Source organism: Pseudomonas sp. 1928-m (genome assembly GCF_029269135.1).
Taxonomy (GTDB): Bacteria; Pseudomonadota; Gammaproteobacteria; order Pseudomonadales; family Pseudomonadaceae; genus Aquipseudomonas.
This window is the reverse complement of the sequence record NZ_JARIXO010000001.1, coordinates 108,399-119,987: the sequence shown is the minus strand read 5'-3', so window position 1 is coordinate 119,987 and position 11,589 is coordinate 108,399. Positions and strand designations below refer to the sequence as shown.

13 protein-coding genes are annotated in these 11,589 nt (G+C 61.0%); 10 read left to right on the top strand and 3 right to left on the bottom strand.

Features of this window, described 5'->3' with window-relative positions:
• Window positions 1-55 precede the first annotated feature (55 nt).
• Window positions 56-460: a GFA family protein gene (locus P3C18_RS00550; RefSeq protein WP_275959943.1), complete on the bottom strand. Its 405-nt coding sequence runs from the start codon at window positions 458-460 to the stop codon at window positions 56-58.
• 224 nt (window positions 461-684) lie between these two features.
• On the opposite strand from P3C18_RS00550, the gene P3C18_RS00545 reads away from it, so the two are divergent.
• The 3 genes from P3C18_RS00545 (at window position 685) to P3C18_RS00535 (ending at window position 3,626) form a co-directional block, all read left to right on the top strand.
• The gene (locus tag P3C18_RS00545; protein WP_275961553.1) at window positions 685-1,623 is read left to right on the top strand and encodes an AEC family transporter; all 939 of its coding nucleotides are present in this window, start codon (window positions 685-687) and stop codon (window positions 1,621-1,623) included.
• Window positions 1,624-1,717: 94 nt separating this feature from the next.
• Window positions 1,718-2,776 (top strand): PA0069 family radical SAM protein, encoded by a 1,059-nt coding sequence (locus tag P3C18_RS00540; RefSeq protein WP_275959941.1) that lies wholly within the window; start codon window positions 1,718-1,720, stop codon window positions 2,774-2,776.
• Between the two features lie 121 nt (window positions 2,777-2,897).
• Window positions 2,898-3,626 carry a carbonic anhydrase gene (locus P3C18_RS00535; RefSeq protein ID WP_275959940.1) on the top strand — a complete coding sequence of 243 codons (729 nt, stop codon included), beginning with the start codon at window positions 2,898-2,900 and terminating at the stop codon, window positions 3,624-3,626.
• A gap of 36 nt (window positions 3,627-3,662) precedes the next feature.
• Here P3C18_RS00535 and P3C18_RS00530 read toward each other — a convergent pair whose 3' ends face one another.
• Window positions 3,663-4,319 carry a hypothetical protein gene (locus P3C18_RS00530; RefSeq protein WP_275959939.1) on the bottom strand — a complete coding sequence of 219 codons (657 nt, stop codon included), beginning with the start codon at window positions 4,317-4,319 and terminating at the stop codon, window positions 3,663-3,665.
• Between the two features lie 361 nt (window positions 4,320-4,680).
• Between P3C18_RS00530 and coxB the strand changes: the two genes are divergently transcribed.
• From coxB to P3C18_RS00510, 4 genes are read left to right on the top strand one after another with little or no spacing between them, the layout of a single operon-like run.
• Window positions 4,681-5,805: a cytochrome c oxidase subunit II gene (gene coxB / locus P3C18_RS00525; protein WP_275959938.1), complete on the top strand. Its 1,125-nt coding sequence runs from the start codon at window positions 4,681-4,683 to the stop codon at window positions 5,803-5,805.
• A gap of 4 nt (window positions 5,806-5,809) precedes the next feature.
• Entirely contained in the window at window positions 5,810-7,450 is a 1,641-nt protein-coding gene (gene ctaD / locus P3C18_RS00520) for a cytochrome c oxidase subunit I (protein ID WP_275959937.1), read from the top strand.
• Complete coding sequence (locus P3C18_RS00515; protein WP_275959936.1) at window positions 7,443-8,009, top strand: cytochrome c oxidase assembly protein; 567 nt, start codon at window positions 7,443-7,445, stop codon at window positions 8,007-8,009. Before ctaD ends, P3C18_RS00515 begins: the two co-directional genes overlap by 8 nt.
• 12 nt (window positions 8,010-8,021) lie before the next feature.
• Complete coding sequence (locus tag P3C18_RS00510) at window positions 8,022-8,918, top strand: cytochrome c oxidase subunit 3 (protein ID WP_275959935.1); 897 nt, start codon at window positions 8,022-8,024, stop codon at window positions 8,916-8,918.
• A gap of 5 nt (window positions 8,919-8,923) precedes the next feature.
• Here P3C18_RS00510 and P3C18_RS00505 read toward each other — a convergent pair whose 3' ends face one another.
• Window positions 8,924-9,127, bottom strand: a complete 204-nt coding sequence (locus P3C18_RS00505) for a twin transmembrane helix small protein (protein WP_275959934.1) — start codon at window positions 9,125-9,127, stop codon at window positions 8,924-8,926.
• An 88-nt stretch (window positions 9,128-9,215) separates the two neighbouring features.
• Between P3C18_RS00505 and P3C18_RS00500 the strand changes: the two genes are divergently transcribed.
• The 3 genes from P3C18_RS00500 to P3C18_RS00490 are packed head-to-tail and all read left to right on the top strand — an operon-like array spanning window position 9,216 to window position 11,572.
• Window positions 9,216-9,947 (top strand): SURF1 family protein, encoded by a 732-nt coding sequence (locus P3C18_RS00500; protein WP_275959933.1) that lies wholly within the window; start codon window positions 9,216-9,218, stop codon window positions 9,945-9,947.
• Entirely contained in the window at window positions 9,922-10,506 is a 585-nt protein-coding gene (locus tag P3C18_RS00495; RefSeq protein WP_275959932.1) for a hypothetical protein, read from the top strand. The genes P3C18_RS00500 and P3C18_RS00495 overlap by 26 nt, the downstream gene beginning before the upstream one ends.
• A gap of 25 nt (window positions 10,507-10,531) precedes the next feature.
• Entirely contained in the window at window positions 10,532-11,572 is a 1,041-nt protein-coding gene (locus P3C18_RS00490) for a COX15/CtaA family protein (protein ID WP_275959931.1), read from the top strand.
• The last annotated feature ends 17 nt before the right edge of the window (window positions 11,573-11,589 follow it).

Genomic DNA, 11,589 nt, shown 5'->3' with positions numbered 1-11,589 from the left:
CACCATCGCCTCCCGGATTGCATTCGGGCTACCGGAGCACGAAGCCTTGCGCGCCCTACGGGATATGTTCCTGCTGCTCTTGCGGCAAATGCTCGTCCAGGTGCAGCCAAGGCAGGCGGCTTTGCACCCAGATATGCCGATCCGCGGGGGCCAGTTCAGGCTGGTCGAGGGTGGCGATGGTGATATCCAGGCTGTGCGGGCTGAGTGTGGTGAACAGCGTCAGGTGCGCGCCGCAGGTGGGGCAGAAACTGCGCGTACAACTGGACGACGAGGCGTATTCGCGCGCGGTGCCGGCTAGCCAGCGAAAGCTCGCCAGCGGCACGCTGATCCAGGTGGTGACAATGCCGCCCGTGCTGCGCCGGCACACCGAACAATGGCAGTGCGCGATGTCGCGCAGCGGCGCCACAAACTCATAGCGCAAGGCCCCGCAGTGGCAACCGCCTTGATGAATATCGGGCATTGGGCATCCTCGTCGTGATCGTCAGGTAAAGCAGCCTAGCAGGCCGTTGAAAAACGTAGGCGAGGCAGCTGAGACAAGGCGAAAACAGGCGAGGAAGCGGAGTTTACTGGCTGTAAATGAGCATTCCGAGCCTGTTTTCAACGCAGTATCAGCAACGTAGGTAGTTTTTCAACGGCCTGCTAATACCGACATCGACCTTGCGTCACCCCATGCGGCTGCTCAAGATGGCGGCTTGCCTGTGGCTGGAGGTTGCCGTGCTGGAGTTGTTGTTGGCCTTGTGGCCATTGTTCGCTTTGATTGTCGCCGGGTATTACCTGCGCCGCTTGGCGTTCCCCAATGAGGCGTTCTGGCCGGGTGCCGAGCGGCTCAACTACTTCATGTTGTTCCCCGCACTGCTGTTCAGCAGCCTGGCCACTGCGCCACTGGATAACCCGGCGTTACCGCGTCTGGGGTTGGCCGTGTTGCTGGCGCTGGGCATCGCCTGGCTGGCGCTGTTGCTGGTGCGGCGCGTGCGGGGTTGGCCGGCGGGGCGCTTCGGCGCATTCAGCCAAGGCATTCTGCGCTTCAACACCTACCTCGGTCTGGCGGCGGTGGGCAGCCTGTTTGGCCAGGAAGGTCTGACCCTGGCGGCCATCATGCTCGCCCTGATGGTGCCGACGGTAAATGTGCTGTCGGTCTGGTCGCTGACCGCTGAGCGTGGCGTCAATGCGCGCAGCCTGTTGCTGCCGATTCTGAAAAACCCGCTGATTCTTGCCTGCCTCGGCGGTGCGCTGGTTAACCTCAGTGGCCTTGGTCTGCCGGGCGGCAGTGATCGGCTGCTTAGCCTGCTGGCCGCCGCCAGCCTGCCGTTGGGTCTGCTTTGCGTTGGTGCGGCGTTGAAGCCTGAACAGTTGGGCGGTGAGATTCCGGCACTGGCTTGGAACAGTCTGCTGCGCCTGTTGGCCATGCCGATGTTGGCTTGGGCGGTGGCCTATGGTCTGCACTTACCGGCGATGGAAAGCACGGTGCTGGTGCTGTTTTTTGCCCTGCCAACCGCGCCAACGGCTTACGTGCTGACCCGTCAGCTGGGCGGCGACAGCCAGTTGATGGCCGGCATCATCACCCTGCAAACCCTGCTGGCGGCCGCCAGTTTGCCGCTGTTATTGCTGCTGGTGGCGGGCTGATTAAGGCGCCACGTGAGGTGGTCGGCTGACGACTGGCGCTTGGTGATGTAAACAAATTACTGTATTTATATACAGTAATTTGTGGAGTCAGCCCATGTCCGTTTCTCTGCCGCCGCGCGGTCGCGGTACCGCCAGTAACCCGCATAACCGCTTTGCCCCGCAGCGCATCATCGCCAGCGATGACGGCTGGTTTCAGGAAGTGCCGCCCAGCCGGGCGACCGAGGTGCGCAGCGAAACCGCGAAAAGCATCATCACCCGCAACCAGTCGCCGGACTTGCCGTTTGATCGCTCGCTTAACCCCTATCGTGGCTGCGAACACGGTTGCATCTACTGCTATGCGCGGCCCAGCCACGCGTATTGGGATCTGTCGCCCGGGCTGGATTTTGAAACCAAGCTGATCGCCAAGACCAATGCCGTGGCGCTGCTCGAACAGCAGCTGAGCAAGCCTGGTTATGTCTGCGCGCCGATCAACCTGGGTTCCAACACCGATCCTTATCAACCGATCGAGCGCCAGCACCTGCTGACGCGCAACAGCCTCAAGGTGCTGCTCGACTACCGCCACCCGGTGACCATCGTCACCAAGGGTTCGTTGATTCTGCGTGACCTCGACCTGCTCACTGAGTTGGCGCAGCAGCGTCTGGTGGCGGTGATGATCAGCCTGACCACCTTGGATGATGAACTCAAACGCATCATGGCACCGCGTGCAGCGGCACCGGCGGCGCGCCTGCGGGCGATTCGTGTGCTGCGCGACAAGCGTATTCCGGTCGGGGTGCTGTGTTCGCCGATGATCCCGATGATCAACGACATGGAGCTGGAGCACTTGCTGGCAGCGGCCAAGGAGGCCGGCGCGCAGAGTGCCAATTACATGCTGCTGCGCCTGCCGCGCGAAGTGGCGCCGTTATTCGAGGAGTGGTTGCAGGCGCACTATCCGCAGCGCGCCGAGCATGTGCTCAGCCTGATCCGCCAGAGCCGAGGTGGCGCGCTGTATGACAGCCGCTTCGGTCAGCGTTTTCGCGGTGAGGGGGCGTTTGCCGAACTGCTCGCACAACGCTTTGCCCTGGCGAGTAAGCGCCTGGGCCTGAATCGGCGTGAAGCGTTCAACCTCGACTGCACGCGCTTCTGTCCGCCGGGTGGTCAGCTGGCGCTGCTCTAGCAGTCTCGCAAGGTTGACGGTTGCCGTCAGGGCCTGGGGCAGTAACACTTGGCATGTGACTCGCTAGCGGCCTTGGCTGTCGTTTTAGCAGCGTTTATTCAGGTTCACAGAGGTCGCAAACATGCCATACAAGCATCAGTTGATTCCGCTGCAGGGGCGCACAGGCACTGAGAGTGCCGAGGAAGCGCTACAAAGCATCGTCGATGGCTTCAAGCGCTTTCGCAGCGAGATATTTCCGCAGCAGGAAGAGCTGTTTAAGAAGCTCGCCACCGCACAGAACCCGCGCGCGATGTTTATCACCTGCGCCGACTCGCGGGTGGTGCCGGAGCTGATCACCCAGAGCTCGCCGGGCGACCTGTTCGTCAACCGCAACGTCGGCAACGTGGTGCCGGCCTACGGGCAGATGATGGGTGGGGTATCCACCGCCATCGAGTACGCGGTGATGGCTCTGGGAGTGCAACACATCATCGTTTGCGGCCACTCTGACTGCGGTGCGATGAAGGCCGTGCTGGCCCCCGAGACCCTGGAGAGCATGCCGACGGTGAAGGCCTGGCTGCGCCACAGCGAAGTGGCGCTCAAGGTGGTCGAGGCGAACTGCGGCTGTGAAGGCCATGACCGGCTGGGCATTCTCACCGAGGAGAACGTGGTCGCCCAGCTTAATCACCTGTGCACCCACCCGTCGGTGGCGGCACGGGTGGCCAGCGGCCAGTTGTTTATCCACGGCTGGGTGTATGACATCGAAACCAGCGAGATCAAAGCGTACGACGCGGAGAAGGGCGAGTTCCGTCTGATCGGCGAGGGCCCGCTGCCGATGGCCACCCCGCGCGCACGCTATCTGCCAAGCAGCTAGTCAGTAACCAAAAACCGCGCGCGAGGTGAGAGCCTGCTAACCCGCCGCGCGGGTTTCATCCAGCTGCAGCTCAACCCCGAGCTGCCGTGACAGGCACGGCCAGCGCTGCCAGGCGGCGTCGGTCTGTGGGTTGTGCAGCTGTTCGCGATAGGCCTGCACCGAGTCCAGGGCAAAGCTGGCATCGTCGAGCATGCCGTCGACTGCATGGTGTACGGCCTCATCCAGTTGGTTGGCAAAGGCTTCGCCGATCAGCTGGTGGGCGATCAGATTGGCCACCGTGGTATCCAGTGGGATCAACGGCGCGCCCAGATGGGTGATGTAGCGATCATTCACTTCTTCGACCAGGCGATGAGCCAGATAGGCCTCGTCGAGTAATCCCTCCAGCCCTTCATGGCCGGCCATCAGCGCTGGCGGTTGTAGAAAAAACTGTTCGGCAACCTTGAGCACCGGTTTTATCTGCGCCTCGATACCCGCTTCCTGAGAAACCTGATGGGCGGCTTGCAGCAGCTCCGGCACCTGCTCGATATAGGCGCTGACAAAACGCTGCAGCACGCCTTGGGTGTCTTCGTTGGGTAGGCGGATGGACGGGTGCAGTTGCCCCAGGTGGGCTTGCATCTGGCTGGCCAGGTGACCCGTGCTGGCTTCGTGTTGGTGCGCACGCTGGATCAATGCGTGCAAAGCGGCGATGTTCATGACTGCTCCTGAAATGAGGACATGGGCGAGAACCTTAGCTGGCTGAGCGCATCGGCTAAGACCCGATTGTCATAATTATTAAACAGTTATGCGAGTCGGCTATATGCCGCACTCGCCGCCCCTGCCTATCCCGCGCCAGCCGCGGTCTCTAGCGCGTGCCTTGCAGTCTGTTGCTCATTTCGGCTTTCGCATTGCCAGGTGCAAGTCCGTGTCTATACTCGAATTCGAAAGGCAGTACCTGATAACTCCGAATCGACTGCGGCATGGACAGTCTTCGCAGGCATTTTCACCGTGAAATGTGCGAAGGCTTAGCCACTGAGCGATTCGGCGGGATAACAAGAAAAATTAAGGGGAACCCGCAATGATGCGACATCCACGAGTCTGGATGGGCCTCCTGTTGTGGTTGGTATTCAGCACGGCGCACGCCAGCTGGGGCGTCAATATGACGCCGGGTGCCACCGAGGTCAGCCGCTCAGTATTTGACTTGCACATGACCATCTTCTGGATCTGCGTCGTGATCGGCGTGATCGTGTTCGGCGCGATGTTCTGGTCGATGCTCGTCCACCGCCGCTCCACCGGCCAGCAGCCCGCGCACTTCCATGAAAGCACCACGGTCGAGATTCTCTGGACGGTCGTGCCGTTAGTGATTTTGGTGCTGATGGCGATACCGGCGACCAAGACCCTGATCGAGATCTACGACTCCAGCGAGTCGGAGCTGGATATCCAGGTCACCGGTTATCAATGGAAATGGCACTACAAATACCTGGGTGAAGACGTCGAGTTCTTCAGCAACCTGACCACCCCCCAAGATCAGATCAACAACAAGGCCACCAAGGGTGAGCATTACCTGTTGGAGGTCGATGAGCCGCTGGTGGTGCCGGTCGGCACCAAGGTGCGTTTTCTGATCACCGCCGCCGATGTAATCCACTCCTGGTGGGTGCCGGCCTTGGCGGTGAAGAAGGACGCCATCCCCGGCTTTATCAACGAATCCTGGACGCGCATCGACGAGCCCGGCATCTACCGTGGCCAGTGCACCGAGCTGTGCGGCAAGGATCACGGCTTTATGCCCGTGGTGGTCGAGGCCAAGTCGAAAGAGGACTACGCCGCCTGGCTCGCCGAGCGCAAGCAATTGGCTGCCGCCGAGAAGGAGCTGACCACTAAAGAGTGGACCATGGAAGAGCTGATTACGCGTGGCGAGAAGGCCTACAACACCGCCTGCGTGGCTTGTCACCAGGCCAACGGTGAAGGGCTGCCGCCGATGTTCCCGGCGTTGAAAGGTTCGGCCATCGCCAAGGGTGAGGCCAAAGGGCATATCGACATCGTGGTCAACGGCAAGCCGGGCACTTCGATGGCCGCCTTTGGCAAGCAACTTTCGGAAGTCGATATCGCCGCGATCATCACCTATGAACGCAATGCCTGGGGCAATGCGGTAGGCGACATGGTCACGCCGAAAGACATCCTCGCGTTCAAACAGGCTCAGGAGTAAGGACATGAGTGCAGTGATCGATCCGGGCCACGCAGGCCACGGTCATGCCGGACATGACCATCACCACGGCCCGGCCAAAGGCCTGATGCGCTGGGTGTTGACCACCAACCACAAAGACATTGGCACCATGTACCTGTGGTTCAGCTTCGCCATGTTCCTGCTTGGCGGCAGCATGGCCATGGTGATTCGTGCCGAGCTGTTCCAGCCGGGCCTGCAGATTGTGCAGCCGGAGTTCTTCAACCAGATGACCACCATGCACGGCCTGATCATGGTGTTTGGCGCGGTGATGCCGGCCTTCGTCGGCCTGGCCAACTGGATGATTCCGCTGATGATCGGCGCGCCGGATATGGCCCTGCCGCGGATGAACAACTTCAGCTTCTGGCTGCTGCCAGCGGCGTTTGGCATGTTGATCAGCACATTGTTTATGGAGGGCGGCGGACCCAACTTCGGTTGGACCTTCTATGCGCCGCTGTCGACCACCTACGCGCCGGAATCGGTGACCTTCTTTATCTTCGCCGTGCATCTGATGGGTATCAGTTCGATCATGGGGGCGATCAACGTGGTCGCTACCATCCTCAACCTGCGCGCCCCCGGCATGACCCTGATGAAGATGCCGCTGTTCGTCTGGACCTGGCTGATCACTGCCTTCCTGCTGATCGCGGTGATGCCGGTACTGGCCGGTTGCGTAACCATGATGCTGATGGACATCCACTTCGGCACCAGCTTCTTCAGTGCCGCCGGTGGCGGTGACCCGGTGCTGTTCCAGCACGTGTTCTGGTTCTTCGGTCACCCCGAGGTGTACATCATGATCCTGCCGGCGTTCGGCGCGGTCAGTGCGATTATTCCGGCCTTCGCCCGTAAGCCGCTGTTTGGCTACACCTCGATGGTCTACGCCACCGCGTCGATCGCCTTTCTGTCGTTTATCGTCTGGGCGCACCACATGTTTACCGTCGGCATCCCGCTGACCGGTGAGCTGTTCTTTATGTACGCGACCATGCTGATCGCCGTGCCGACCGGGGTGAAGGTGTTCAACTGGGCCAGCACCATGTGGCGCGGCTCGATGACCTTCGAAACGCCGATGCTGTTCTCGGTGGCCTTCGTCATCCTGTTCACCATCGGCGGTTTCTCCGGCCTGATGCTGGCCATCGCTCCTGCGGACTTCCAGTACCACGACACCTACTTCGTGGTGGCGCATTTCCACTATGTGCTGGTGCCTGGGGCGATCTTCGGCATCTTCGCCTCGGCCTACTACTGGCTGCCGAAGTGGACTGGGCATATGTATGACGAGACCCTCGGCAAGCTGCATTTCTGGATGAGTTTTATCGGTATGAACCTGGCGTTCTTCCCGATGCACTTTGTCGGCCTGGCCGGCATGCCGCGGCGTATCCCGGACTACAACATGATGTTCGCCAACTTCAATATGGTCTCGAGCATCGGTGCCTTTATGTTCGGCGCCACCCAGTTGCTGTTCCTGTTTATCGTCATCAAGTGCATCCGTGGCGGCAAACCCGCTGCGGCCAAGCCTTGGGATGGTGCCGAAGGGTTGGAGTGGACAGTGCCGTCGCCCGCGCCTTACCACACCTTCAGCACGCCGCCGGATATGAGTGGCGAACACGAGCATCGCAAAGGTCTGGCTCATGACTGAGGAGCGTCTGACCCGCCGCCTGGTTATCCGTCTGTCACTGGTGGTGGTCGGCATGTTCGGCTTCGGCTTCGCTCTGGTGCCGATTTATGACGTGATGTGCCAGGCCTTTGGCATCAACGGCAAGACCGCTGGTGCCTATGAGGCTGGGCTGCAAAGCACCGATCAATCGCGTCAGGTGCGGGTGCAGTTTCTCGCCACCAATTCAGCCGAGATGGTCTGGGAATTCCGTCCGCTGGCCGATGAGCTGACGGTTCATCCCGGTCAGAGCACCGAGATGGTCTATGTGGCCTACAACCCCACGGACAAACCGATGAGCGCCCAGGCGATCCCCAGCGTGGCGCCGTCCAAAGCGGCTGCCTACTTTCACAAGACCGAATGCTTCTGCTTTACCCAGCAGGTACTGCAACCCGGTGAGCGCATCGAAATGCCGGTGCGCTTTATCGTCGACAGAGACTTGCCCAAGGACGTGAAGCACCTGACCTTGGGCTACACCCTGTTCGATATCACCGCGCGCAAACCGCCGGTGGCACAAGCGACCCTTACCCGGGCGACTCCATAAGGAGAACAATAAATGTCGAGTCACGAAAGTCACGAAAGCTATTACGTCCCGGCCCAGAGCAAGTGGCCGATCATCGCCACCCTGGGCATGCTGTTCTCGGTGTACGGCGTAGGCACCTGGTTCAACGATATGAAGGCCGATCGCGCCGACTCCAACGGCCCACTGATCTTCTTTATCGGCGGCCTGTTTCTCGCCTATATGCTGTTCGGCTGGTTCGGCAATGTGATCAAGGAAAGCCGCTCCGGCATGTACAGCCCGCAGATGGACCGCTCGTTCCGCTGGGGCATGAGCTGGTTTATTTTCTCCGAGGTGATGTTCTTCGCCGCCTTCTTCGGCGTGCTGTTCTACGTGCGCACCTGGGCGGGCCCTTGGCTCGGCGGCGAGGGCGACAAAGGGGTGAGCAATATGCTCTGGCCGGGCTTCGAATACAGCTGGCCGCTGCTCAATACGCCTGACCCGAAACTCTATCCGGCGCCGAGTGGCACCATCAGCGCTTGGGGCTTGCCGCTGATCAACACCATTCTGCTGGTCACTTCCAGCTTTACCCTGACCTTCGCCCATCACGCGCTGCGCAAGAACCACCGTAAGCCGCTGACCCTGTGGCTGGCGCTGACGGTGATTCTCGGCATCGCCTTTCTGGTGCTGCAGGTCGAGGAATATATCCACGCTTACACCGAACTGGGCCTGACCTTGGGCTCGGGCATCTATGGCGCGACCTTCTTTATGCTCACCGGCTTCCACGGTGCTCACGTGACCCTGGGCGCGCTGATGCTGAGCATCATGTTGATTCGGGTTATCCGCGGCCATTTTAGCCCCGAGCAGCACTTCGGCTTCGAGGCGGCGGCCTGGTATTGGCACTTTGTCGATGTGGTGTGGATTGGTCTGTTCGTCTTCGTTTATGTGATTTAACGGCATCACCAGGTGACTTGGGAAACCAGTTGGCCGCTATAGAAGCCCCAGGCAATAAGGGCAACGGTTAGCGCGGTAAGGGTCACGCGCACAGTCAGCGCGTTGACCACCCGGGAGGTTTTACCTTCGTCCTTGACCAGAAAGAACAGGCCACTGAATAGGCTGACCAGAGTAGCCAGTAGTAACAGGACGATCGCGGCTTTGAGCATGCGTGACTCCCAAGCGGAACTTCGGGGGAAGGGAAATGCGCTTCAGCTGCAGTATAGCCAGCTTGTTCAGGGCTTTAGGAAGGTTGCTATGAGCGCCTTCCGTCCTGGCTGGCTGCCTAGCGTACTGGTGCTGCTGCTATTTCCCTGCCTGGTCGCCCTGGGCTTCTGGCAGCTGGCACGGGCTGAAGAAAAGCGCGAGCTGTTGGCCGCGCATCAAGCCCAGCAACAGACCGCACCGATCAGCATCGCTGAGCTGGAGCGGCATCCCAACCCGGCTTACCAGCGCGTGCAGCTGCAGGGCTTCTTCGATGCGCGGCATACCCTGCTGCTGGACAACCGCACCCGCGACGGCAAGGTGGGTGTGGAAGTGCTGCAACCCTTCTATGACCAAGCCAGCGGCCTCTGGCTGTTGCTCAATCGCGGCTGGCTGCCTTGGCCGGACCGTCGCATCAGCCCAACCTTCGCCACCCCGGATACGCCGCTACGCCTGCAAGCCACGGTGTATGTGCCGCTGGGTGAAGCGTTTCAGCTGCAGGGGGCGCAACCGGCTCCTGGCTGGCCGCAGGTGATCAGTGAGGTCAAACCGGATGACCTCTGGCAGCAACTGGGGCGTGGTGGCCTGAGCTATGAGGTGCGCCTCGAACCGGGTCCAGCGTCATTTCAGAGCGATTGGCCGGTTATCGCCATGAGCCCCGACAAACATCTTGGTTATGCCGTGCAATGGTTCGCCCTGGCGGCGGCCTTGCTCTGCCTGTTTATCTATTTAGGTCTATCTAACGCGCGGGAGACTCGCCATGAACCCAGCCATCGCCCTGCCTGAAGTGTCGCCCAGCCAGCGTCGCCGTGGGCGGCTGCAACTGATCCTGATTCTGGCCGTGGTTATCGGCCCGATGATCCTCGCCAGCGCCATGTATCAGTGGCGCTTCTGGGTGCCGGAAACCCGCAGCTACCACGGCGAACTGATCGGTACCGGACAAACCCGCGCCGACCTCGGCGTGGTCGGTGCCGATGAGCAGCGCTGGCAACTGCTGGTGACCGTGCCGGATGTCTGCGATGCCGCCTGCAAAGAACTGGTGTTTCTCGCCCGCCAGGTGCATATCGGCCTAAACCGTGATGTCGCCCGCGCCGCCCATGGCCTGGCCACTGCCCAGCCCATCGCGGGCGACTATGACGCCCAGCTGCGCCGCGAATACCCGCAACTGGCGCGCTATCAGCTGCAGCTGGATACCTACGGAAAAACCGCCGGCTCCGCCTCCGGCGCGCAGCTGTGGATTGTCGACCCGCGCGGCAACCTGGTGCTGCGTTATGACGCCACCAGCAAGGGCAAGGAGATTCTCAACGACCTGCGGCACCTGCTGAAAATCTCGCAAATTGGTTAATGCTGCCCACGGCTAAGGACTGATGATGAGCAAGCCCGGTTACCGTTTTGCCCTGTTCGCCACTCTGCTGGCGGTCGTGGTGGTGCTGCTCGGTGCCTATACCCGCTTGACCCACGCCGGCCTCGGTTGTCCGGACTGGCCCGGCTGCTACGGCTTTATCGGCGTGCCGATGAGTGAGCATAAACAGACCCTGGCCGAGGCGCGTTTCCCCGAAGCGCCGGTCGAAGTCGCCAAGGGCTGGTACGAGATGATCCATCGCTATTTTGCCGGCGCCCTGGGTTTGGTGATTCTCGGCTTGGCGATACAGGCGCTGCGCCGCCGTGGCGAGGTGGATCAGCCACTCAAACTGCCCCTGCTGTTGCTCGGGCTGGTGACGTTGCAGGCCGCCTTTGGCATGTGGACGGTGACCCTCAAGCTCTGGCCACAGGTGGTGACGGCGCACCTGCTCGGTGGTTTCGCCACCCTTAGTCTGTTGTTTCTTCTAACGCTGCGTCTATCCGGTAAGGCGGCCGCCTTGGCCAATCTGCCCGCGCGACTGCGCAGCCTGGCGGCGCTTGGTTTGCTGCTGGTTGTTGGGCAGATCGCCCTCGGTGGTTGGGTCAGCAGCAACTACGCGGCAGTGGCCTGCGTAGATCTGCCGACCTGTCATGGCGAATGGTGGCCAGCGATGGACTTCGCCAATGGCTTTCACCTGACCCAGCATATCGGCCCCAACTACCTCGGCGGCCAGCTCGACAGCGACGCGCGCACCGCTATTCATATGACCCATCGTATCGGTGCGCTGTTGGTGACCCTGGCGCTGCTGCTGTTGGCCTGGCAACTCAAGCGCCATGGTCAGTTGCGGCTGGCCGGCTTGCTGCTGCTGGCGCTGGTGGTGCAGGTCAGCCTGGGCATCAGCAACGTGGTATTCCATCTGCCGCTGCTGGTGGCGGTGGCGCATAACCTCGGCGGCGCTGCTTTGCTGCTAACCCTGGTGCTGATCAATTATCGGCTGCGCAGCCGCGTACGGCTGGCATCCCCGGTGACAAGTGCGCAGGCTGGTTTTGCCGCGCTGCCCGGCAAATAACAAGAACAATCGAGGAG

Bases quoted from the DNA above. Each gene is read 5' to 3' on its own strand.
- P3C18_RS00490 (WP_275959931.1), top strand. From the start codon at position 10,532: ATGAGCAAGCCCGGTTACCGTTTTGCCCTGTTCGCCACTCTGCTGGCG.
- P3C18_RS00495 (WP_275959932.1), top strand. From the start codon at position 9,922: ATGAACCCAGCCATCGCCCTGCCTGAAGTGTCGCCCAGCCAGCGTCGC.
- P3C18_RS00515 (WP_275959936.1), top strand. From the start codon at position 7,443: ATGACTGAGGAGCGTCTGACCCGCCGCCTGGTTATCCGTCTGTCACTG.
- P3C18_RS00530 (WP_275959939.1), bottom strand. From the start codon at position 4,319: ATGAACATCGCCGCTTTGCACGCATTGATCCAGCGTGCGCACCAACAC.
- P3C18_RS00535 (WP_275959940.1), top strand. From the start codon at position 2,898: ATGCCATACAAGCATCAGTTGATTCCGCTGCAGGGGCGCACAGGCACT.
- ctaD (WP_275959937.1), top strand. From the start codon at position 5,810: ATGAGTGCAGTGATCGATCCGGGCCACGCAGGCCACGGTCATGCCGGA.
- P3C18_RS00540 (WP_275959941.1), top strand. From the start codon at position 1,718: ATGTCCGTTTCTCTGCCGCCGCGCGGTCGCGGTACCGCCAGTAACCCG.
- P3C18_RS00550 (WP_275959943.1), bottom strand. From the start codon at position 460: ATGCCCGATATTCATCAAGGCGGTTGCCACTGCGGGGCCTTGCGCTAT.
- P3C18_RS00545 (WP_275961553.1), top strand. From the start codon at position 685: ATGGCGGCTTGCCTGTGGCTGGAGGTTGCCGTGCTGGAGTTGTTGTTG.
- P3C18_RS00500 (WP_275959933.1), top strand. From the start codon at position 9,216: ATGAGCGCCTTCCGTCCTGGCTGGCTGCCTAGCGTACTGGTGCTGCTG.
- P3C18_RS00510 (WP_275959935.1), top strand. From the start codon at position 8,022: ATGTCGAGTCACGAAAGTCACGAAAGCTATTACGTCCCGGCCCAGAGC.
- coxB (WP_275959938.1), top strand. From the start codon at position 4,681: ATGATGCGACATCCACGAGTCTGGATGGGCCTCCTGTTGTGGTTGGTA.
- P3C18_RS00505 (WP_275959934.1), bottom strand. From the start codon at position 9,127: ATGCTCAAAGCCGCGATCGTCCTGTTACTACTGGCTACTCTGGTCAGC.